General features: G+C 70.7%; 19 protein-coding genes. 9 read left to right on the forward strand and 10 right to left on the reverse strand.

Features of this window, described 5'->3' with window-relative positions; translation table 11 throughout:
- Positions 1 to 253: 253 nt before the first annotated feature.
- Positions 254 to 1,951, reverse strand: a complete 1,698-nt coding sequence (locus QMO56_RS17305; RefSeq protein WP_283527711.1) for a thiamine pyrophosphate-dependent enzyme — start codon at positions 1,949 to 1,951, stop codon at positions 254 to 256.
- Between the two features lie 175 nt (positions 1,952 to 2,126).
- On the opposite strand from QMO56_RS17305, the gene QMO56_RS17310 reads away from it, so the two are divergent.
- Both QMO56_RS17310 and QMO56_RS17315 read left to right on the forward strand, forming a co-directional pair.
- Positions 2,127 to 2,381 carry an Lrp/AsnC ligand binding domain-containing protein gene (locus QMO56_RS17310; protein ID WP_283527713.1) on the forward strand — a complete coding sequence of 85 codons (255 nt, stop codon included), beginning with the start codon at positions 2,127 to 2,129 and terminating at the stop codon, positions 2,379 to 2,381.
- Between the two features lie 101 nt (positions 2,382 to 2,482).
- Positions 2,483 to 2,746 carry a hypothetical protein gene (locus tag QMO56_RS17315; RefSeq protein ID WP_283527715.1) on the forward strand — a complete coding sequence of 88 codons (264 nt, stop codon included), beginning with the start codon at positions 2,483 to 2,485 and terminating at the stop codon, positions 2,744 to 2,746.
- A 25-nt stretch (positions 2,747 to 2,771) separates the two neighbouring features.
- Here QMO56_RS17315 and QMO56_RS17320 read toward each other — a convergent pair whose 3' ends face one another.
- Positions 2,772 to 3,314, reverse strand: a complete 543-nt coding sequence (locus QMO56_RS17320; protein ID WP_283527717.1) for a DUF3597 domain-containing protein — start codon at positions 3,312 to 3,314, stop codon at positions 2,772 to 2,774.
- A gap of 253 nt (positions 3,315 to 3,567) precedes the next feature.
- On the opposite strand from QMO56_RS17320, the gene QMO56_RS17325 reads away from it, so the two are divergent.
- The 3 genes from QMO56_RS17325 to QMO56_RS17335 all read left to right on the forward strand — a co-directional run bounded on the left by QMO56_RS17325 (position 3,568) and on the right by QMO56_RS17335 (position 6,892).
- Positions 3,568 to 4,779, forward strand: coding sequence for an NADP-dependent isocitrate dehydrogenase (locus QMO56_RS17325; RefSeq protein WP_283527719.1), 1,212 nt, complete (start codon positions 3,568 to 3,570; stop codon positions 4,777 to 4,779).
- Between the two features lie 122 nt (positions 4,780 to 4,901).
- Positions 4,902 to 5,141 carry a hypothetical protein gene (locus tag QMO56_RS17330; protein ID WP_283527721.1) on the forward strand — a complete coding sequence of 80 codons (240 nt, stop codon included), beginning with the start codon at positions 4,902 to 4,904 and terminating at the stop codon, positions 5,139 to 5,141.
- A gap of 155 nt (positions 5,142 to 5,296) precedes the next feature.
- Complete coding sequence (locus tag QMO56_RS17335) at positions 5,297 to 6,892, forward strand: catalase (protein WP_283527723.1); 1,596 nt, start codon at positions 5,297 to 5,299, stop codon at positions 6,890 to 6,892.
- 60 nt (positions 6,893 to 6,952) lie between these two features.
- Here QMO56_RS17335 and QMO56_RS17340 read toward each other — a convergent pair whose 3' ends face one another.
- Positions 6,953 to 8,107, reverse strand: coding sequence for an MFS transporter (locus QMO56_RS17340; RefSeq protein WP_283527725.1), 1,155 nt, complete (start codon positions 8,105 to 8,107; stop codon positions 6,953 to 6,955).
- Positions 8,108 to 8,196: 89 nt separating this feature from the next.
- Between QMO56_RS17340 and QMO56_RS17345 the strand changes: the two genes are divergently transcribed.
- From QMO56_RS17345 to QMO56_RS17360, 4 genes are all read left to right on the forward strand, one after another.
- Positions 8,197 to 8,886, forward strand: a complete 690-nt coding sequence (locus QMO56_RS17345) for a DUF599 domain-containing protein (RefSeq protein ID WP_283527727.1) — start codon at positions 8,197 to 8,199, stop codon at positions 8,884 to 8,886.
- Positions 8,887 to 9,166: 280 nt separating this feature from the next.
- On the forward strand, positions 9,167 to 10,189 hold the full coding sequence (locus tag QMO56_RS17350; protein ID WP_283527729.1) for an ABC transporter substrate-binding protein: 1,023 nt from the start codon (positions 9,167 to 9,169) through the stop codon (positions 10,187 to 10,189).
- Positions 10,190 to 10,338: 149 nt separating this feature from the next.
- Positions 10,339 to 10,761 (forward strand): hypothetical protein, encoded by a 423-nt coding sequence (locus tag QMO56_RS17355; RefSeq protein ID WP_283527731.1) that lies wholly within the window; start codon positions 10,339 to 10,341, stop codon positions 10,759 to 10,761.
- 104 nt (positions 10,762 to 10,865) lie between these two features.
- Complete coding sequence (locus QMO56_RS17360; protein WP_283527733.1) at positions 10,866 to 11,999, forward strand: DUF4336 domain-containing protein; 1,134 nt, start codon at positions 10,866 to 10,868, stop codon at positions 11,997 to 11,999.
- A 7-nt stretch (positions 12,000 to 12,006) separates the two neighbouring features.
- On the opposite strand, the gene QMO56_RS17365 is transcribed toward QMO56_RS17360, so the two are convergent.
- From QMO56_RS17365 to glmM, 7 genes are all read right to left on the reverse strand, one after another.
- Complete coding sequence (locus tag QMO56_RS17365; protein ID WP_283527735.1) at positions 12,007 to 13,494, reverse strand: ATP-binding protein; 1,488 nt, start codon at positions 13,492 to 13,494, stop codon at positions 12,007 to 12,009.
- A gap of 97 nt (positions 13,495 to 13,591) precedes the next feature.
- Entirely contained in the window at positions 13,592 to 14,824 is a 1,233-nt protein-coding gene (locus QMO56_RS17370) for an ABC transporter substrate-binding protein (protein ID WP_283527737.1), read from the reverse strand.
- Positions 14,825 to 14,973: 149 nt separating this feature from the next.
- On the reverse strand, positions 14,974 to 15,921 hold the full coding sequence (locus QMO56_RS17375; protein WP_283527739.1) for a DMT family transporter: 948 nt from the start codon (positions 15,919 to 15,921) through the stop codon (positions 14,974 to 14,976).
- 187 nt (positions 15,922 to 16,108) lie between these two features.
- The gene (locus tag QMO56_RS17380; protein WP_283527740.1) at positions 16,109 to 17,278 is read right to left on the reverse strand and encodes a phosphoserine transaminase; all 1,170 of its coding nucleotides are present in this window, start codon (positions 17,276 to 17,278) and stop codon (positions 16,109 to 16,111) included.
- A 73-nt stretch (positions 17,279 to 17,351) separates the two neighbouring features.
- Complete coding sequence (locus QMO56_RS17385; RefSeq protein WP_283527741.1) at positions 17,352 to 18,200, reverse strand: PhzF family phenazine biosynthesis protein; 849 nt, start codon at positions 18,198 to 18,200, stop codon at positions 17,352 to 17,354.
- An 81-nt stretch (positions 18,201 to 18,281) separates the two neighbouring features.
- On the reverse strand, positions 18,282 to 19,097 hold the full coding sequence (gene thiD / locus QMO56_RS17390) for a bifunctional hydroxymethylpyrimidine kinase/phosphomethylpyrimidine kinase (RefSeq protein ID WP_283527742.1): 816 nt from the start codon (positions 19,095 to 19,097) through the stop codon (positions 18,282 to 18,284).
- Positions 19,097 to 20,497: a phosphoglucosamine mutase gene (gene glmM / locus QMO56_RS17395; RefSeq protein WP_283527743.1), complete on the reverse strand. Its 1,401-nt coding sequence runs from the start codon at positions 20,495 to 20,497 to the stop codon at positions 19,097 to 19,099. The genes thiD and glmM overlap by 1 nt, the downstream gene beginning before the upstream one ends.
- Between the last annotated feature and the right edge of the window lie 14 nt (positions 20,498 to 20,511).

Below are 20,511 nucleotides of genomic sequence, written 5' to 3' on the forward strand. Positions count from 1 at the left end.
AACGCATCCGGGTCCGCGCTCATCCAGGCCAGCCTCCAAAAGCCAGCCTTGAATCACGCCCCGCTCAGCAGCGGAATCCCTCAGATCAGGAAATCGTCACCACCGCCTAGAGCATTTTCACCCGTTCCGATGATGCCATCGGAAGGGGATCTGCTCTCAGAAAAAAAGCCCGGGGGAAGGAATTCCCCCGGACTCCCACCTTTTTCCTGTCAGCGCCCCGCCGCGGTGGGAGGGGCGGCCCGGCCGGGCGGCCTCAGTGCTTCTTGCCGCCGCCCGCCTGGGCGCGCAGGTCGGCGATGGTGGCGCGATGCGTCACCTGCTCCGGGTTCACCCGAACCTCGATGATGGCCGGCTTGCCGCTGGCCACCGCCCGCTGGAAGGCCGGCACCAGCTCGCCGTCCTTCTCCACCACCTCGCCATGGCCACCGAAGCTCTCGATGAACTTGGCGAAATCCGGGTTGGTCAGCTTCGTGCCGGAGACGCGGCCGGGATAGGCGCGCTCCTGATACATGCGGATGGTGCCGTACATGCCGTTGTTGAAGACCAGCACGATGGGAGCCACGCCGGCCTGGAAGGCCGTCGCGATCTCCTGCCCGGTCATCAGCGCGCCGCCGTCGCCCACCAGCCCGATGCAGCAGCGGTCGGGATAGGTGATCTTGGCGCCGATCGCCGCCGGCACGGCATAGCCCATGGCGCCGTTGGTCGGGCCGAGGAACTCCTGCTCCGCCGTCATGTGCATGAAGCGGTTCGGCCAGGTGGCGAAGTTGCCGGCATCGCAGGTGAAGATGGTATCCTTCGGCAGCACCTTCTCCAGCGCCTGCAGCTCGCGCGCGAGGTTCAGCGGGCCGGCATAGTCCGGGGCCTCGGCCTGCTTGACGCGGGCGGCGTGCACCTCCCTGGTCCAGGCCGACCAGCGCGCCGCGCCCTGGGGCGCCGGCAGCTTGGCCAGCGCCGCGGCGAAGGCGTTGATCTCGGCGGTGATGCCCAGCGCCGGGCGATAGACGCGGCCGATCTCGGCCTGCTCGGGATAGACGTGGACGATCTTCTGGCCGCCTTGGCCAGCCATGTCGAACAGCGTGTAGCCCTGGCTGACCGGCTCGCCGATGCGGGTGCCGATGGCGAGGATCAGGTCGGCCTGCTTGGCCTTGGCCACCAGCCCGGCATCGGCGCCGACGCCGAGGTCGCCGGCATAGTTCGGCAGGGTGCCGTCATAGAGGCTCTGGCGGCGGAAGCCGACGGCCACCGGCAGGTCGCGCGCCACGCAGAACTCGCGCACCAGGCGCCGGCTCTCCTGCGTCCAGCGCGAGCCGCCCAGCACCACCAGCGGCCGCTCGGCCTGGTCGAGCAGGGCCAGCATCCGCTCCATCGCGGCCGGCGCGGGATAGGCGGACGCCACCTCGGCCGGGCCGATATCCGGCACCGCCACGCGGGCCTTCTGCATCTCCTCCGAGATCGCCACCACCACCGGGCCGGGGCGGCCGGAGGTCGCCACGTCGAAGGCATGCGCCATCAGCTCGGGGATGCGCGCCGCATCGTCGATCTGCGTCACCCACTTGGCGACCGAGCCGAACATCCGGCGGTAGTCCACCTCCTGGAAGCTCTCGCGGTCGGTCTCGCCGAAGGGGATCTGGCCGACGATCAGCACCAGCGGCGTGCTGTCCTGCATGGCGATATGCACGCCGATGGCGGCGTGGCAGGCGCCGGGGCCGCGCGTCACCAGCGCCACGCCGGGGCGGCCGGTCAGCTTGCCATGCGCCTCGGCCATGTTCACCGCGCCCGCCTCGAAGCGGCAGGTGACCAGCTCGACCTTGTCCTGGTTGGCGTAGAGGCCGTCCAGCAGATCGAGATAGGATTCGCCGGGCACGCAGAAGGCATGGGTCACGCCCTGGGCCACCAGCGCGTCGGCCAAAAGCTGGCCGCCGGTTCGTGTTGCTGTGCTCATCCCGTCCATGACGCTTGCATTCCCTCCGGTGGTCGTCAGACAAGTCGCGGCACGCTAGCCGAGCCGGCGGTGCGCGGCTACCCCCCGGCGAACGACCCGGCCCGGACGGCGTTCCGCGCCCCTTCCCCAGCCGGCCGCACCGCGCCATGGTGCGCGACATTCCCGAATCCCGGAGGCCCCAGCGATGCGAGCGATCTTCGTCATGATCAAGTGCGAGATGGGCCAGGCCTATCAGGTGGCGCGCGAGATGGCGGACACCATCGAGGAGCTGTCCGAGATGCATTCCATCTCCGGCCAGTACGACCTGCTCGGCAAGTTCTACCTGGAAGCCGGCCGCGATATCGGCCTCTTCGTGGTGGAGCGGGTGCAGACAGTGCCCGGCGTGAAGGACACCTACACGGTGCAGACCTTCAACGCCTTCTCGCGCGCTGCCGGCTGAGGCTGGCCGGAGCCGCCCGGCTGCCCGATCACCGCCGCGATCCTGCCGCAGGGCTGCCTTGTAGAAGGGCCAGGGTGTGACGCATCGGAGGAGACACGCCCATGCGACGCACGCTTCCCGCCCTTGCCCTGGCCGGCAGCCTGCTGGTGGCCGGCTGCCAGAATCCGGACGGCACAACCGACTGGGGCAGCACCCTGGCGCTCGGCGCAGGCGCGGGCCTCGCCACCGGATTGATCATCGGCTCGATGAATGATGACGGCGACCGGCACCGGCGCCACTACCGCCGGCCGCCGCCGCATCGCGGCTATGGTTACGGCCGGCCCTACGGCCCCCCCCGCCACGGCTATTACGGCCGGGGCTGGTAACGCAAGCGAGCCCCGGCCCGGCCTTTCAGCCCTTCAGCGCCTCCGGCACCTTGCCGCCATTCTCGGCCAGCTTCTGCATGACCTGCTTGTGCAGCCAGATATTCATGGCCGCGGAATCGTGCGTGTCGCCGCTGTAGTTCAGCTCCTTCGCGAGCTCCTTGCGGTTCTCCAGGCTGCTGTCCAGGCCGAGCAGCTTCATGAGATCCACGATGGAGTGGCGCCAGTCGAGCTTCTGCGGGTTCTTCTCAGCCATCTCCGTCAGCACCGCCTCGACATCGACGGGCTGCTGCCCCACCTCGCCCGGTACGGGCGTGGCGGCGCCGGCCCCGCTGGGCATCGGCGCCGAGCCAGGCACCACCGGCGTTGCCGTACCGGGTACCGTCCCCGGCGCAGCGCCGGCGGAGATCTTGGGCTGGTCGTCGGTGGCGCTGGAGGTCCCCGCAACAGGCGCGGCGGGCGCGGCCCCCGTACCACTGCCCGCCGCGGGGGAAGCGCCACTGGGGGTCGCGGCGGCGCTGGCCTGCTTGTGGCCGAAGATCCTGGACATGATGGAACCGAAAACGCTCATGCGACTCTCCACGTAAGCGGGACCTTCAGGGCCCCGGCCCTCAACGCCCCGCCCCTGGGGAAGTTTTTCCCCGCGCGGCGCCTCCTGCCCCGCCGCGGCGGCAGGTTTGCCCCCGGCCCGCCCTTGCCCAGCCTTGCCGGCGATGCGATTGTCCGCTCCGACCCTGCCGCCAGTGGGCTAGCGGGCGCGCGCCGGCACGGCGCGCGGGCCGCCCCCCTGACGGAGAACCGAAGGCGTCCATACGAGGATCAGCATGGCCAAGATCAAGGTGAAGAATCCCGTCGTCGAACTCGACGGCGATGAGATGACCCGCATCATCTGGGGGTTCATCAAGGACAAGCTGATCACGCCCTACCTCGACATCGACCTGAAGTACTACGACCTCGGCATCGAGCACCGCGACGCGACGGATGACCAGGTGACGGTCGATGCCGCCAATGCCATCAAGCAGTACGGCGTCGGCGTGAAGTGCGCGACCATCACCCCGGACGAAGCGCGGGTGAAGGAGTTCGGCCTGAAGAAGATGTGGCGCTCCCCCAACGGGACGATCCGCAACATCCTCGACGGCACGATCTTCCGCGAGCCGATCATCTGCCAGAACGTGCCGCGCCTGGTGCCGCACTGGACCAAGCCGATCGTGGTCGGCCGCCACGCCTATGGCGACATCTATCGCGCGGTCGAGATGAAGGTGCCGGGCGCCGGCACCGTGAAGATGACCTACATCCCCGAGGGCGGCCAGCCGCAGGAGATCGGCGAGTTCGTCTTCAAGGGGCCGGGCGCTGCCATGATGCAGCACAACCTGAACAGCTCGATCGAGGGCTTCGCCCGCGCCTCCTTCAACTATGGCCTGGCGCGCAACTTCTCGGTCTATTTCAGCCACAAGAACACGATCCTGAAGGCCTATGACGGCAACTTCAAGGACATCTTCCGCTCGATCTACGACGCCGAGTTCAAGGCCGAGTTCGAGAAGCGCGGCCTGACCTACGAGGACCGCCTGATCGACGACATGGTGGCCTCCGCGCTGAAGTGGGAAGGCGGCTACATCTGGGCCTGCAAGAACTACGACGGCGACGTGCAGTCCGACATCGTGGCGCAGGGCTTCGGCTCGCTCGGCCTGATGACCTCCGTGCTGCTCTCCCCGGACGGCAACACCGTTGAGTCCGAGGCGGCGCACGGCACCGTCACCCGCCACTACCGCGAGCACCAGAAGGGCCGCGAGACCAGCACGAACCCGATCGCCTCGATCTTCGCCTGGACCCGTGGCCTCGCCTATCGCGGCAAGTTCGACGGCACGCAGGACGTGGTGGACTTCGCCAATGCCCTGGAGCAGGTCTGCATCGAGACCGTCGAGAGCGGCTACATGACCAAGGACCTCGCCGTGCTGATCGGCAAGGGCCAGTCCTGGCTGAACACCCAGAACTTCCTCGCCAAGCTGGACGAGAACCTGAAGAAGAAGATGGGCTGAGGCGGGCAGGCTCCGCTTCTGCCTCCTGCAGCTTCCTGACCGGCGGGCGCCTCGCGGCGTCCGCCTTTTTTGCGCCTCCGCGGCACCGCACCTTGCCCCTCCGAACCGATCCGGAGGTCCCGATGGCCCGCTTCCGCCGCGCCCGCCTCGATGATGCAGGCCAGACCGCCGCAATGCATGCCGAAGCCTACCGTGCCACTTACGGACCGCTGCTCGGCGAGGGCTGCAAGCCCCGGCCGCGGGATGCGCTGCACGCACTCTGGACCAGTGTACTGAAGCGTGGCGAGCAGGTCTGGCTCGCCGAGGCCAATGGTGGTGCCCCCGACTGGCTCTACCGCATCGCAACCGAACCGTCCCAGTGAGGTTTGCTTCACCTGCGTTTCGCAAGCGCGCGATCACATGGCCGCGATTCTGAGCGGATCGTACCAGACCGGGCCAGGGGCTCCGTCGTTAGAGTACAAATGGGCCTGTTGGAAGAGAACGCGGGAACGGGCCAGCATTCAGGGACGGCAGAAGCATGAACGAAGATCGCAAAACCCTCACCACGCGTCAGGGGCACCCCGTCCACGACAACCAGAGTCTGCGCAGCGTCGGGGAACGCGGGCCGGCCACGCTGGAGAACTACCAGTTCATCGAGAAGATCACGCATTTCGACCGCGAGCGCATTCCGGAACGGGTGGTGCATGCCCGCGGCGCTGGAGCGCATGGCTATTTCGAGGCCTATGGCAAGATCGGCGACGAGCCGGCCAGCAAGTACACCAAGGCACGCGTGCTGAACGAGGCGGGGGTGAAGACGCCTCTCTTCGTGCGCTTCTCCACCGTCATCGGCTCGAAGGACAGCCCGGAGACGGCGCGCGATCCGCGCGGCTTCGCGGTCAAGTTCAAGACGGTCGACGGCAACTGGGATCTCGTCGGCAACAACCTCAAGATCTTCTTCATCCGGGATGCCATCAAGTTCCCGGACATGATCCACGCCTTCAAGCCCGATCCCGTGACCAACCGGCAGGAGGCCTGGCGCTTCTACGACTTCGTGGCGCACCATCCGGAGGCGCTGCACATGGTGACCTGGGTGAAGAGCCCCTGGGGCATCCCGGCAAGCTATCGCGAAATGCAGGGCTCCAGCGTCAACACCTATAAGCTGGTCAATGCGGAGGGCGTGGCGCATCTGGCGAAGTTCAGCTGGGAGCCCAAGCAGGGCGTGCGCAACCTGACCAGCCAGCAGGCCGCCGAGATCCAGGCCAAGGAAGTCGGCCACGCCACCAAGGATCTCTACAGCGCCATCGAGCGCGGCGACTGCCCGGAATGGGAGTTCTGCGTGCAGCTGATGAGCGACGATGCGCATGACGAGCTGGACTTCGACCCGCTGGACGACACAAAGCGTTGGCCGGAGGACAAGTTTCCGCTGCGTCCCGTCGGCCGCATGGTGCTGGACCGCGTGCCCGACAACTTCTTCGCCGAGACCGAGCAGTCCGCCTTCGGCACCGGCGTGCTGGTGGACGGCATCGACTTCTCGGACGACAAGATGCTGCAGGGCCGCACCCTCTCCTACTCGGACACGCAGCGCTACCGCGTCGGCCCCAACTACCTGCAACTGCCGATCAATGCGCCGCAGCCGGCGGCCCGCGCGCGCACCAACCAGCGGGACGGCATCATGACCTATCACGTGGATGGCGGCGGCGAGAACAAGCATGTCAACTACGAGCCCAGCATGATGGGCGGACTGCAGGAGGCACCGAAGCCGCAGAAGGAATACCATCAGTGGGTGGAGGGCCATCTCGGCCGCTACCAGACCACCCGCACCGCCGACGACTATCGCCAGGCCGGCGAGCGCTACCGCTCCTTCGAGGACTGGGAGCGGGATGACCTGATCGCCAACATGGTGGCGGACATGAAGGAGTGCCCGGAGCCGATCGCGCTGCGGATGGTCTGGCATTGGTGGCACTGCGACGAGGACTATGGCCGCCGCGTTGCCGAGGGCGCAGGCATCGACCTGCAGAGGGCCCTGGCCCTGCCGCCGCTGCCGAACCGTCCGCCGCCGGGCGAGCGGCTGAAGCAGCCGACCTACAGCAGCGGCCGGCCCGAGGGCGCAGGCCACCGCGACGCCGCCGACTGAGGCTGTCGCGGGGAAAGCCAGCGGGGGGATGGGCACACTGCCCTTCCCCCTTTTTCATGCTCAGCGGCGCACCAGCCCCGCCGCCATGGCCACACCGAGCAGCAGCAGCCCTACCCCGCCCAGCGCCACCGGCAGGCCCGCCGCCTGCGCCACGAAACCGATCAAGGCCGGCCCGCCCAGCAGACCGGAATAGCCGAGCGTCGCCACCGCCGCGATGGCGGTGCCGGGCGCGATGCCGGGCAGCCGCCCCGCCGCGCTGAACAGCAGCGGCACGGCATTCGCCAGCCCGAGGCCGATCAGCACGAAGCCCAGGATCGCCGCCCCGGCGCCGGGCAGCAGCGCCGCGCCGAGGAAGCCCGCCGCCGCCAGCAGCGCGCCGCCGCGCAGCACCGCCACCGGGCCGAGGCGCTGGTTCACCGCATCGCCCAACAGCCGCGCCACTGCCATCGCCACCGAGAAGGCGGCGAAGCCCAGTCCCGCCAGCCGCAGCGCCTGTCCGCGCTCCTGGGTGAGAAAGATGCCGCTCCAGTCGATCATGCTGCCCTCGGCCATCAGCGCCACCACGCCGAGCAGGCCGAGCCCCACCACCGGGCCGCGTGGCAGGGTGAAGGCGTGGCTCTCACCAGGGCGGTCGGCGCTGCGCGGCAGCAGCGCGGGAATCTGCGCCGCGAGCAGCAGGGCGCCGCCCAGCGCGACGGGCAGCGTCGTCAGCAGCGGTGGCAGGCCGGAGGCCAGCAGGGCGGTGGCCAGCCCCGCCCCCAGCAGTCCGCCCAGGCTGAACAGGCCATGGATGGAGGACATGATCGGCCGCCGGCCGCGCGCCTCGATCGCCACGGCCTGGGCATTCATCGAGACGTCCATCAGCCCGCCGGTGGCGCCGAACAGGAACAGCGCCAGCGCCAGCAGCGGGCCCGAAGGCGCCAGCGGAAGCAGCGGCAGCATCGCCGCGAAGCCGAAGCCGGCGGTGACGGCCACCGCCCGGCTGCCATGCCGCGCCACCAGGCCGCCGGCCAGCGGCATGGCCAGGATTCCCCCCGCCCCAAGCGCCAGCAGAACAAGACCGAGCGTCGCCTCGGCGAGGCCGAGCCGCTCCCGCACCAATGGCACCAGCGGCGCCCAGGCGGCGAAGATGGTGCCGTTGGCAAGGAACACCAGGCGGATGGCGCGCTGCGCCGCGCGCGGCTCGTTGAAGGTCAGAATCGCTTCCGGGCTCATGCGGACCGGCTTGGACGTCCCGCGCGGGAGGCGCAAGCGGCACCCCGTGAAGACTGCTGGCCTCCCCGGCTTGTGCTATGCAATGCGCCATGGACCTGCCGCTCAGCACGCTGGACTGGATTGCCCTGGCCATTTTTGTCGCCTGCTGGAGCGGCTATGCCATGGTGGTGGACCGGGTGCCCTCCATCCGCGCCCGCAGTGTGATCGCCGCGATGGACGAGCACCGCCGCCGCTGGATGCGCATGGTGCCGGAGCGGGAGAACCGCATTGCCGACATCAGCATCATCGGCAATCTGATGACCTCCACCTCCTTCCTCGCCAATACCAGCATCTTCATCCTGGGCGGGCTGATGGCGATGCTGGGCGCGCCGGATCTCGGCCGCCGCATCTTCGGCGCGGTGCCCTTCCTGCATGTGCCGATCGACGAGGCAGGCTGGGAAATCCGAATTTTCCTCCTGATCTTCATCTTCGTGCGTGCCTTCTTCGAACTGACCTGGGCGCTGCGGCAGTTCAACTACTGCTCCATCTGCGTCGGCGCGCTTGGCAGGTTGCCTGAGGCTCTGCCGCAGACGGAGGTGGCAGCCGAGGTCGCCAATCGCGCCGCGCGCCACTTCAACACCGGCCTGCGCGCCTATTACTTCGGCCTCGCCGCGCTGGCCTGGATCCTGCACCCCGTGGCGCTGATCCTCAGCAGCCTGCTGGTGCTGCGGGAACTGCACCGCCGCGAGTTCCGCTCGGTGGTGCGCGATGCGCTGAAACTGACGCAGGAAGGCCCCTGAGCCAGGGCTCGCGCGGCCGTGTTGCGCCGCGCGCGCGGCACGGCCTGCCGTCCCGGTCCTGCAAAGACCAGTTTCCGCGCGCCACCTTCAGTCTGGGAGAGTCGCATGAGCGCATTGCCTCGTCCGACCATGCCTCTCCCCGATGGTGGCATCGCCCGCTCGAGCGGCAGGCTCCGGAGTTGATGGCGCTGTCGGCGGCCGGCTGAGGGCCGGTCCGCCGTTTGCTTGACGCTGCCGGGTGAAGGGTCTTCAACCCGCCCATCCAGGAGTCTCCGCCATCATGCACCGCCGCTCGCTTCTCGCCGCCGCAGGCGCCGGCCTCGCGTTGCCCGCCCTCCGCCCTGCCGCCGCGCAAGGGACCACGCCGCTGCGCTTCGCGCTGGACTGGGCGCTGCAGGGCAACCACGCCATGTTCACCATCGCCGAGGCGCGCGGCCTGTTCCGCGATGCCGGCCTGGCACCGCGCATCGACCGCGGCTTCGGCTCCGGCGACACGGTGGTGAAGGTGGCCTCCGGCGCCTATGACCTGGGCTATGCCGAGGTCTCGGCGGCGGTGAAGTTCAACGCGGAGAATCCGGAGCGGCGCGTCGTCTGCATCTATCCCGTGCTCGACCGCACGGCGGCGGCCGTCATCACCGTGAAGGGCCGCGGCATCGCGGCGCTGAAGGACGTCGCCGGCAAGCGCCTCGGCGCGCCGGAGGGCGAGGCCTCCCGCGTGCTCTTCCCGACCTTCGCCCGCGCCGCCGGCATCGACGCCGGCAGCATCCAGTGGAGCAGCATGGCCGCCAACCTGCGCGACACCATGCTCGCCCGCGGGCAGGTGGACGCGGTGACCGGCTTCCTCTTCACCACCCACTTCAACCTGCTGGCCGCCGGCGTGCAGGAAGAGGACATCCTCGCCTGGCCCTATGCCGAGAACGGGCTGGACCTCTACGGCAGCGGCATCATCGCCCGCGCCGACTGGCTGGAGAAGAATCCGCAGGCGGCGAGCGGCTTCGTGCGCGGCTGCGTCGGCGGCCTGAAGCTGCTGCTGGCCGAGCCGGACGCCGCCATGGAATCGGTGAAGAAGCGCGAGCCGCTGTTCGACGTGGCGCTGGAGAAGCGCCGCTGGGCGATGACGCGCGACCGCTGCATCCTGACCCCCACGGTGCGCGAGCACGGCACCGGCCATCTCGACATGGCGCGCGCCGAGGCGCTGGTGCGCGCCAATGCCGAGGCCTATGGCCTGCAGAACCCGCCCGGCGCCGAAAGCCTGTTCACCGACCGTTTCCTGCCGCCCGCCGCCGAACGGCGCCTCGTCTGATGCGCCGGGGCGGTGGAGGGCTCCAGCGCGCCGCCCTCCTTCCCGCGCTGGCCGCGCTTGTCCTGGCCCTCCCCGCCCGGGCCGAGCCGCTGCGGGACCCAACCAGCGGCCTGACCATAATCCCGCCGCCCGGCTATGATGCTGCCGCCATGGCGCCGTCCGGCGCGCAGACCGCCCGCTTCACCCTGCGGCGGCCGGAGGACCAGGACACCGGCTGCACCCTCGCCTACGTCCCCGCGCCGCAGAACGCGCTCTACAGCCAGAACCAGATCAATACGCGGACACGCCTGCCCGGCTGGCAGGCCATCGAGCGCACCCGGCTGGCCGCGATCTATGATGTGCAGGAGCAATCCCTGTTCGAGCAGCGCGGCGTCACCGGCGTGCAGATGGTCGCCGACCTGCGCCCCCGGCCCGGCCTGCCGGCGCGCGCCCAGGCGGTGCGCTCCTTCTTCGCCATCATGGAGACGCCGCGCGGCCGCACCACGCTGGTCTGCGTCGCGGAGAAGGCGGGCTTCGCCGCGCGGCGGGCGGAGTTCGAGGCGGTGCTGCGCGGCCTCGCGCCACCCGGCTGAGGGAAGCCCCTGCCCCCTCCACACGCGATAGCGATGCCATCCCGGGCATCCGTCGCGGGTTTTTCCGGTTGCCTCTGCATCGCTGTCCTTCGAGAGGCCCCGGCATGATCCCGACCCGGCTGCATGGCGTGATCGACTACGCCGTTTCCGCGGCGCTGTTCGGCCTTTCCACCTCGCGCGCGCTCCCTACTCCGGTGCGGCGGGTGCTGGCCACCGCAGGCGCCGGCCATGTCAGCTATTCCGTGCTGACGGACTACGAGGGGGGCGCCTACCCGGCGCTCACGATGCGCGAGCACCTGGCGCTCGACGCCGCCGCCGCGGCGGCGATCTGCGGCGCGGGCCTGCTGATGCGCCGGCAGCCGGCCGGGGCGCGGGCGCTGCTCATCGGCATCGGCCTGGCGGAGCTCGCGGTGGTCGCGGCGAGCAGCGCCACCCCCGTCAGCGGCCCCGGACAGGATGCCGGACCCGCCGGGCCTCTGCTGGGGCATGACGAGGCCACCGCCGCCGACCAGGTCGGCTATCCGCCGCTTGATACGCCCAAGCCCGTGGCGGAGGACGTCTTCGTCGTGGACAGCCTGCTGCCCGGCATGCTGGGCGCGGTGCTGCCCGTGCGCATGACGGTGATCCGCCTGCCCGATGGCAGCCTGCTCCTGCACTCGCCCACGCGGTTCAGCCATCCCTTGAAGCAGAAGCTGGAAGAGCTCGGCCCCATCCTGCATCTGGTGGCGCCCAGCATCGCGCACTGGCAGTTCCTGGAGGCGTGGCAGCGTGCCTGCCCCGGCGCCATCACCTGGGCCGCCCCTGGCCTGCGCGAGCGGTCGCAGGTGCGGCGGAGCGGCGTGCGGCTGGATCACGACCTGCATGAGGCGCCGCCCCTGACCTGGGGCGACGCCATGGCGATGGTCACGGTGGAGGGCGGCATGGGCTTCCACGAGGTCGCGCTCTTCCACCGCCCCACGCGCACGCTCATGCTGACCGACCTCGCCATGCGCCTGGAGGCCCCGAAGGTGCCGGCGCCGCTGCGCCCGCTGATCCGCATGTTCGGCACGATGGCCCCGGATTCCATGCCGCCGCCCTATCTGCGCGCGGTGGTGAAGCTGCGGCGGCAGGAAGCGGCCGAGGCCGCATGGCGGCTGCTCGACCTGCAGCCCGAGCGTGTCATCTTCGCGCATGGGCGCTGGTTCGAGCGCGACGGCGCCGCCGAGCTGCGGCATTCGCTGCGCTGGCTGCTCGGCTGAGGCGCCCTCAGGCGAGCGGCGCGTTGGGGTCGCCCGGCGCGGTCTCGTGCCCCAGCTCCACCAGCGCGACGATGCGGCGTCCGGCGGCATCGGGGCGGCAGACGATGGCGCCCTGCTCCTCCATATAGGCCAGCAGGCGCCGCGCCCGCCCGGCGGAGCGGGTGCCATAGGCCTGGGCGATCGTGGCGTCCGAGGGACAGGGCAGCCGCTCCAGCGCGGCGCGGGCGAGCAGGAGATAGACGCCCTGCGCGTCCTCCGGCAGCGCGGTGGCGCGCGCCTCGATCTGCTGCCATTCGTCGCCCTCGGCCGCCTCGGCGCTGACGCCGGCCCGCGCCACCGCCAGCATCCGGCGGAAGGCGGGGATCTCCGGCGGCTTGCCAGCGATGGCATGAATGCGCAGACGCACCAGGAAGTCCTGGTACAGCACGCTGACGGAGCGGAAGGCGGCCTCCGGCTCGGCCAGGATCTGCCGCAGGATCTCTTCCAGGCGCCGCTTGCGGGCGGCGCGCTCCTCCGGCGTCGGTTCCGGCTCGGCGCGCGGCGCCGCCACCGCAGGCCGGGCCTGGGCGAGCTGGGTCAGGATGTCCGGCGGCGGCGCGGGGGCACGGCGCGGCGGCGGGCGCATCACCGGCTCGGGTTCCGCCGCGGCGGCCAGGACCAACTCCTTGGCCTCCTCCGGCGCGGTCTGCGGCAGCGGGATCAGCCCGGGATTGGTGCCGCGCGATTCCGTCTCCACCGCGCCGATGCGGATGGCCAGCGGGCGGCGCGACAAGGCCGGGCCGAGCGCGACGAAGGCGCCACGCGGCAGGTCGCGGAACATCTCGGCCTGACGGCGCTCCATGCCGAGCAGATCGGCGGCGCGCGCCATGTCGATGTCGAGGAAGGTGCGGCCCATCAGGAAGTTGCTGGCCTCGGCGGCGACGTTCTTCGCCAGCTTGGCCAGGCGCTGGGTGGCGATGACGCCGGCCAGCCCGCGCTTGCGCCCGCGCGACATCAGGTTGGCCATGGCACCGAGCGAGGCGCGGCGGGCCTCGTCGGAGACCTCGCCGGCGGCGGCGGGGGCGAAGAGCTGCGCCTCGTCCACCACCACCAGCATGGGCGACCAGTGATCGCGCTCGGCGTCGAACAGCCCGCCGAGGAAGGCGGCGGCGTGTCGCATCTGCCCGTCGGCATCCAGCCCTTCGAGGTTCAGCACGACGGAGACGCGGTGCACCCGCACCCGGTCGGCGGCGCGCTGCAGCGCGGCCTCGGTGTGTTGGGCGGCGTCGATGACGAGATGGCCGAAGCGGTCGGCGAGCGTGACGAAGTCGCCCTCGGGGTCGATCACCGCCTGCTGCACCCAGGGGGCGGACTGCTCCATCAGCCGGCGCAGCAGATGCGACTTGCCGGAACCGGAATTGCCCTGCACCAGCAGCCGCGTCGCCAGCAGCTCCTCCAGGTCCAGGGTTGCCGCCTGCCCGGCCGTCGTCTGGCCCATCTCGATGCCGACCGTCATCCACCTCTCCGCCGCGTTCGGGGCGGAGCTATAGCGGATCGGGGCGGAGTCGCCAGGGATGGCTGGCCTGCGAAGGAAACGCAGGCCAGCCTTGCCCTCAGGTCTTCACCAGCGGGCAGCCGCCTTCGGAGATCGGGCGGAAGGCTTCCTCCGCCGGGACGGTGCCCTCCAGCCGGTAGTAGTCCCAGGGGCCGCGGCTCTCGCCCGGCGCCTTCACCTGGAACAGGTAGGAGGGATGCACCTTGCGGCCATCGGCGCGCAGCGTGCCGGCGCCGAAGCAGTCGTCATCGGTGGGCATGGCCTTCATGCGCGTGAGCACCTCCAGGCCGCTGGCCTTGGCGGCCGGCAGGCCCATCTCGGCCACCGCCTTCAGGTAGTGCAGCACGCCCGAATAGGTGCCGGCATGCTCCTGGTTCGGCCAGTTGCCGGCGACCTTGGGCTTCACGCGCTCCAGGAAGGCGCGGGTGCGGTCGTTCAGGTCCCAGTAGAAGGCCTCCGACAGCAGCAGCCCCTGCGCCGTCTCCAGCCCGAGGGCGTGGATATCAGTGACGAACATCGGCGTGCCCGCCAGCCGCACGCCGCGTTGCGTGACACCGAACTCGCGGGCCTGCTTGATGCAGTTCACCATGTCCGCGCCGGCCATCAGCAGGCCGACCACCTTGGCGCGGCTCGCCTGCGCCTGCACGAGGTAGGAGGCGAAATCCGTCGTCCCCGGAAAGGGGAAGCGAACCGAGCCCGCCACCTTGCCGCCGCTGCTCTCGACGAAGCGCGTCAGGTCGCGCTCCATCTGGTGGCCGAAGGCATAGTCGGCGACGATGAGGAACCAGCTGTCCCCACCATTGCGCACGGTGGCCTTGCCGACAGTGTTGGCCAGCATCCAGGTGTCGGCCGTCCAGTGGACGGTGTTGGCGGAGCAGCGCTCGCCGGTCAGCGCCGCCGAGAGGGCGCCGGTGTTCACCTGGACCTTGTTCTTCTCCTGCACCAGCCCGGCGACGGCGAGCGCAATGGCGGAATTGTTGACCTCGCAGATCATGTCCACACCGCTCTGGTCGATCCACTGGCGCGCCAGGGCGAGGGCGAGGTCAGGCTTGTTCTGATGGTCGCCCTGCAGCACCTCGACGGGGATGCCACGGGCGGAAAGGTCCAGGTCCTCCACCGCCTGCTTCGCGCAGGCGAGCGCCGTGGGGCCGGAGGTGTCCCGGTAGGGGCCGGAGAAGTCGGCCAACACGCCGATGCGGATGGGGGCCGGTGCCTGGGCGCGCGCCTGGGGCAGCGGCGCCAGCAGCGCCGCGCCACCCGCAAGAAGTTGGCGACGGTTGATCTGGAGCATGTCTCGGACTCTTCCCTTCAGGGCGGCACTTGGCGGCCACCTTCAGTGGGAAGATTCGCTGCTGGCACGGCCCCCTGCAAGCAGAAGTTTTCCGGTACGGGAATGGCTTTCAAAGGATGGAAAGCGTGCCTCCACCTGCGGCCGGCGCTTCAGGAGGCCCGCGCCGGCAGGCGCAGCGTCCCGAGCGCGACGCCGCCGAGCACCAGGGCCATGGCGACGGCGTGGTAGGGATGCAGGCTCTCGCCCAGCAGGGCGGCGCCGAGCACCAGGGCATAGGCCGGCACCAGGTACATGGACATGCTGGCCTGCGCCGCCCCGACCATGCCGACCACCCGCGCGAAGGCGCCATAGGCGCCGATACCGGCCACGATGCCAAGGAACAACATGCCCCAGAAGGCCTGCGCGCCGAGCGCCGGCACGCCCATCCGCGCCCATTCCAGCCCGACCAGCGGCAGCAGCCCGGCCGCGCCGCCCGTCGCCACGACCCAGACCAGCAGCATCGGCGGCAGCGGCACCGGGCGGTGGCGCAGCAGCGCGGTGTAGCCGGCCCAGGCCAGGATGGCGCCGAACATCAGGGCATCACCGGGATTCAGTTCAAAGCGCAGCAGCGCCGCGACATCGCCCCGGAAGGCGGCCACGCCGATGCCGCAGAAGGCGCAGGCGATGCCGGCCAGCATGGCCGGCCGCAGCCGCACGCCCCAGACCACCCGCTCGATGATCGCCACCAGCAGCGGCGACATGGCGGCGATCAGTGCGATGTTGCCGGCGCTGGTGTAGCGCGCCGCGCCATATTGTGGCGCCACGCTGGCCACGCCGCCCAGCAACGCGAGCAGTGCCAGCATGCCTGGCGAGGCATGGCGCAGCGCCCCCGCGCGCAGATGCGGCCAGACCAGCGGCAGGAGGAGCAGCCCCGCCACCGCCCAGCGGCCGAAGGCCAGCGTCACCGGCGGCACCGAACCGCTGAGCCAGCGGGCACCGACCATGTTGCTGGCGAAAAGCAGTGGCGCCCCCAGAAAAAGCAGGATCACCAGCCAGCGCGGACCGGCCGGCGTGCCGAAGGGGATGCGCGAAACGGTCGGGAGGTTTGGCAGCGGCATCGGCTTTGCCCTTCGGCCCGGATCCTGTGCAGGACCGAGCCTAAGGCAACCACGTCAGTCATTCTTACCGAATTGCAGGGGTAATTCGCGAAAGCTTGGGAGAATTTTTCTGCGAAAATGGCAGAAGACGGATAATTCTTCTGCGGTGCGGCGGAGGTAGCCGCCGTCTGGCCGCCCCCTCCCTGCCTCAGCCGAAGCGCAGGGCGGTTTCGGCCAGCGCCCAGTCGATCCAGGGCAGCAGGGCGTGCAGGTCGGCGGTTTCCACGGTGGCGCCGCCCCAGAGCCGCAGGCCCGGCGGCGCGTCCCGATAGGGCGCCACGTCCAACGCCACGCCCTCCTGCTCCAGCAACCCCACCAGCGCCTTGGTGGCGGCAGCCTGCCCGGCGACGTCCAGCGCGGTGAACCAGGGCGCCACGATGCGGAGGCAGATGGAGGTGCAGGAGCGCGTCTCCGGCCGCTCCGCCAGGAAGGCCACCTGCGGCTGCCGCGCCACCCATTCCGCCACCGTCGCCAGATTGGCCTCGGAGCGGGCGATCAGCGCCGGCAGGCCGCCGATCGATTCCGCCCAGCGCAGCCCGTCCAGCGCGTCCTCGACGACCAGCATGGAGGGGGTGTTGATGGTATCGCCCTGGAAGATGCCCTCGATCAGCTTGCCGCCCTTGGTCAGGCGAAAGATCTTCGGCAGCGGCCAGGCCGGGATGTGGGACTCAAGCCGCGCCACGGCCCGCGGCGAGAGTGCCAGCATCCCATGCGCCGCCTCGCCGCCCAGCACCTTCTGCCAGGACCAGGTGACGACATCGAGCTTGTCCCAGGGCAGGTCCATGGCGAAAGCCGCCGAGGTGGCATCGCAGATCGCCAGCCCCTCGCGGTCGGCGGCGATCCAGCCGGCATCGGGCAGGCGCACGCCCGAGGTGGTGCCGTTCCAGACGAAGACCATGTCGCGCTTCGGATCGGCCTGGGTCAGGTCAGGAAGCTGGCCATAGGGTGCCGGCAGCAGCCGGACATCCGGCAGGCGGAGCTGCTGGGTGATGTCCGTGGCCCACTCGCCGGAGAAGCTCTCCCAGGCCAGCACGTCCACCCCGCGGGGGCCGAGCAGCGACCACAGCGCCATCTCCACCGCGCCGGTATCGGAAGCCGGCACGATGCCAAGCCGCCAGCCCTCCGGCATGCCCAGCACCGCCTTGGAGCGCGCGATCACCTCGGCCAGCCGCGCCTTGGCGACCGGCGCGCGATGGCTGCGGCCGAGCAGCGCGCCCTCCAGCGCCGCCAGCGACCATCCCGGCCGCTTGGCGCAGGGGCCGGAGGAGAAGCAGGCATTGGCCGGGCGCTGGCTGGGCCGGGGGTTGTCTTGCGCCATGGCGGGTCACACTCGCGGTTCGGAACGGTTGGCAGGGGTTTGCGCCGGCTCGCCCGGAGGATCAAGCGGGGCGTCAAGCCGCGGGCAGCAGCACCTCCCCCTGGGCATAGAGCACGGCATGGCCGCCCATGCGGACGCGGTCGCCGCGCAGCTCGCACCAGAGCGTGCCGCCGCGCGCGCTGGCCTGGCGGCAGACCAGCCGCTCCTGCCCCAGCCGGCCGGCCCAGAACGGCACGAGCTGCACATGGGCGGCGCCCGTCACCGGATCCTCCGGGATGCCGACGGCAGCGGCGAAATAGCGCGAGACCACGTCATGCACCCCGTCGTCACCCGGCGCCGTGACGATCACGCGGGGCGCGGCCCCGGGTGCGACGCCCGCCTCCCGCAGGCCGGCGATACGGCCATGGTCGGGCGAGAGGGCCCGCACGGTGTCGGCGCGGTCGAACAGGCAGATCCAGTCGCGGCCTTTCCATACCTCGCGCGGGACCGCGCCCAGCGCGGCGGCGAGCCCCGGTGGCGGGGCGTGGCTGCGGCGCGGCGGATTGGCCGGGAAGTCCAGCACGAGGCGCTTGCCTTCCCGCACCACGCGGAGCAGGCCGGAGGCGGTGCGGAAGCACAATTCCCCCGGCTCGCCCAGTTCAGAGGCGAGCACGAAGGCGGTGGCCAAGGTGGCATGGCCGCAGAGCGGCACCTCGGCGGTGGGGGTGAACCAGCGGAGGTGCCACTGGCCCGGCCCGTCCGGTACGAAGAAGGCCGTCTCGCTGAGATTGTGCTCGAAGGCCATGCGCTGCATCAGCGCATCCGGCAGCCAGGCGCGCAGCGGCACCACGGCAGCGGGATTGCCCGTGAAGGGATGCTCGGCGAAGGCGTCAACCTGATAGAAGGGCACCCGGGCGGGGTGCGAGGCGGGTGGCGTATCCATCGGGGGCACCTGTTGCACTGCGCTGCACCCAGCTTGCCCGCAGGAAAGGTGGCCGCGAAGGCCACGCTTCCCTCCGACAGGTCATGCCAGGGTTGCGAGCCGCGCCGGATCCACCGTGACGGCATGGTTGAGCGGCCCGTGCCCCTTCCCCAGCCCCGGCGCCGTGCGCAGCGCCGCCTGCACATAGGCGCGCGCCCGTGCCACCGCGCCGCGCAGCCCGAGCCCCTGCGCCAACCCCGCGGCAATGGCCGAGGCCAATGTGCAGCCGGTTCCATGGGTGTGGGGGGTCTCGATGCGCTCGCTCTCGAAGGTCTCGACGCCTTCGGGCGTCGCCAGCAGGTCCACCAGCCGTGTGCCGGGCAGGTGCCCCCCCTTCAGCAGCACCGCCGGCACGCCGAGAGCCAGCAACCTGCCGGCCGCCTCGCGCATCGCCTCGACCGAGCCGACCGGCATCCCGGCCAGCACCTCCGCCTCGGGCAGGTTGGGCGTGATGATGCTGGCGAAGGGCAGCAGGCGGCGCTTCAGCGTCTCCACCGCCGCCTCGGCCAGCAGGTGATGGCCGCCCTTGGCCACCATGACGGGGTCCACAACCACCGGCAGGCGCGCCCCGTGCGCCTCCAGCGCGTCGCAGACAGCGTCAATGGTGGCGGTGTCGCCGAGCATGCCGGTCTTGATGACGTCGGCGCCGATATCCTCCAGGCTGAGGCGGATCTGCTGCCGGATGAAGTCCGGCGGCACCGGATGGACGCCGTGCACGCCCAGCGTGTCCTGCGCCGTCAGGGCGGTGATGGCGGTGGCGGCGTAGGCATCCAGCGCGGTGCAGGCCTTGATGTCGGCCTGGATGCCCGCGCCGCCGCCGGAATCCGAGCCGGCGATGATCAGCACCCGCCCCTGCATCAGCCGGCCTCCCCGAGCTGGCTGGCCAGCACCCGCTCCGGCCCGGCGGCGGAGCGCGCCCGGATCAGCGCCGCCAGCTCCTCCACCGTGCGCTCCACCAGCGACTCTTCCTCCGCCTCGGCCATGACGCGGATCACCGGCTCGGTGCCGCTGGCGCGGATCAGCACGCGTCCGCGCGCGCCCAGCCGCGTCTCCGCCGAGGCGATGGCCTCCGCCACTCCGGGGTCCTCCAGCGGGCTGATGCCGGCATAGCGCACATTGACCAGCCGCTGCGGCAGCGGCGTGAAGCAGCGGCAGACCTGGCTGGCCGGGCGCCCCTCCTCCACCAGCACCGCCAGCACCTGCAGCGCCGCCACCAGCCCATCGCCGGTAGTGCCGAAATCACTCAGGATCATGTGGCCGGACTGCTCGCCGCCAAGGTTGCAGCCGGTCTCGCGCATCCGCTCGCCCACATAGCGGTCACCGACGCGGGTGCGCAGCAGCCTCACCCCCCGCGCCTGCAGGAAACGCTCCAGGCCCAGGTTGGACATGACGGTGGCCACCACCGCCTCGCCGCGCAGCCGCCCCTGCGCTGCCCAGGACTGCGCCACCAGCGCCAGGATCTGGTCACCATCGACGATCTGACCCAGCTCGTCGGCCAGCACCAGGCGATCGGCATCGCCATCCAGCGCGATGCCGAGATCGGCGCGCCGCTCGCGGACCAGCTCGGCCAGCCGCTCCGGCGCGGTGGAGCCGCATTCGCGGTTGATGTTGAAGCCGTCCGGCGAGACACCGACCGGCACCACCTCGGCGCCCAGTTCCCACAGCACGGTGGGAGCCACCCTGTAGGCGGCGCCATGCGCGCAATCGATCACGATGCGCTTGCCGGCCAGGCTGAGCCCCTTGGGGAAGCTCGCCTTCACCGCCTCGATATAGCGGCCCGGCGCGTCCTCCAGCCGGCTGGCGCGGCCGAGGCGGGAAGGTGCGACAAGCTGGGCACTGAGGTCGCCGGCCATCAGCGCCTCGATCTCCGCCTCCTCGGCGTCCGAGAGCTTCAGCCCGTCCGGCCCGAAGAGCTTGATGCCATTGTCCTCGAAAGGATTGTGGCTGGCCGAGATCATCACGCCGAGATCGGCCCGCAGGGAGCGCGTCAGCATGGCGATGGCCGGCGTCGGCAGCGGACCCACCAGCACCACGTCCATCCCCGCGCCGACGAAGCCCGCCGTCAGTGCCGGTTCCAGCATGTAGCCGGAGAGGCGCGTGTCCTTGCCGATCACCACCCGGTGCCGGTGGGCGCCACGATTGAAGAACCGCCCTGCCGCCTGGCCCAGGCGCAGGGCGGTGGAGGCATCCATCGGCGCCCGGTTCGCCACCCCGCGAATCCCATCCGTACCAAACAGGCGGCGCACCGCATCAGCCATGCCGGGCTTCCCTT

This window comes from Roseomonas sp. E05, from assembly GCF_030063475.1.
Taxonomy (GTDB): Bacteria; Pseudomonadota; Alphaproteobacteria; order Acetobacterales; family Acetobacteraceae; genus Pseudoroseomonas.

Bases quoted from the DNA above. Each gene is read 5' to 3' on its own strand.
- QMO56_RS17350 (WP_283527729.1), top strand. From the start codon at position 9,167: ATGCACCGCCGCTCGCTTCTCGCCGCCGCAGGCGCCGGCCTCGCGTTG.
- thiD (WP_283527742.1), bottom strand. From the start codon at position 19,097: ATGCAGGGGCGGGTGCTGATCATCGCCGGCTCGGATTCCGGCGGCGGC.
- QMO56_RS17385 (WP_283527741.1), bottom strand. From the start codon at position 18,200: ATGGATACGCCACCCGCCTCGCACCCCGCCCGGGTGCCCTTCTATCAG.
- QMO56_RS17355 (WP_283527731.1), top strand. From the start codon at position 10,339: ATGGCGCCGTCCGGCGCGCAGACCGCCCGCTTCACCCTGCGGCGGCCG.
- glmM (WP_283527743.1), bottom strand. From the start codon at position 20,497: ATGGCTGATGCGGTGCGCCGCCTGTTTGGTACGGATGGGATTCGCGGG.
- QMO56_RS17380 (WP_283527740.1), bottom strand. From the start codon at position 17,278: ATGGCGCAAGACAACCCCCGGCCCAGCCAGCGCCCGGCCAATGCCTGC.
- QMO56_RS17360 (WP_283527733.1), top strand. From the start codon at position 10,866: ATGATCCCGACCCGGCTGCATGGCGTGATCGACTACGCCGTTTCCGCG.
- QMO56_RS17370 (WP_283527737.1), bottom strand. From the start codon at position 14,824: ATGCTCCAGATCAACCGTCGCCAACTTCTTGCGGGTGGCGCGGCGCTG.
- QMO56_RS17375 (WP_283527739.1), bottom strand. From the start codon at position 15,921: ATGCCGCTGCCAAACCTCCCGACCGTTTCGCGCATCCCCTTCGGCACG.
- QMO56_RS17345 (WP_283527727.1), top strand. From the start codon at position 8,197: ATGGACCTGCCGCTCAGCACGCTGGACTGGATTGCCCTGGCCATTTTT.
- QMO56_RS17325 (WP_283527719.1), top strand. From the start codon at position 3,568: ATGGCCAAGATCAAGGTGAAGAATCCCGTCGTCGAACTCGACGGCGAT.
- QMO56_RS17365 (WP_283527735.1), bottom strand. From the start codon at position 13,494: ATGACGGTCGGCATCGAGATGGGCCAGACGACGGCCGGGCAGGCGGCA.
- QMO56_RS17315 (WP_283527715.1), top strand. From the start codon at position 2,483: ATGCGACGCACGCTTCCCGCCCTTGCCCTGGCCGGCAGCCTGCTGGTG.
- QMO56_RS17305 (WP_283527711.1), bottom strand. From the start codon at position 1,951: ATGGACGGGATGAGCACAGCAACACGAACCGGCGGCCAGCTTTTGGCC.
- QMO56_RS17310 (WP_283527713.1), top strand. From the start codon at position 2,127: ATGCGAGCGATCTTCGTCATGATCAAGTGCGAGATGGGCCAGGCCTAT.
- QMO56_RS17340 (WP_283527725.1), bottom strand. From the start codon at position 8,107: ATGAGCCCGGAAGCGATTCTGACCTTCAACGAGCCGCGCGCGGCGCAG.
- QMO56_RS17330 (WP_283527721.1), top strand. From the start codon at position 4,902: ATGGCCCGCTTCCGCCGCGCCCGCCTCGATGATGCAGGCCAGACCGCC.
- QMO56_RS17335 (WP_283527723.1), top strand. From the start codon at position 5,297: ATGAACGAAGATCGCAAAACCCTCACCACGCGTCAGGGGCACCCCGTC.
- QMO56_RS17320 (WP_283527717.1), bottom strand. From the start codon at position 3,314: ATGAGCGTTTTCGGTTCCATCATGTCCAGGATCTTCGGCCACAAGCAG.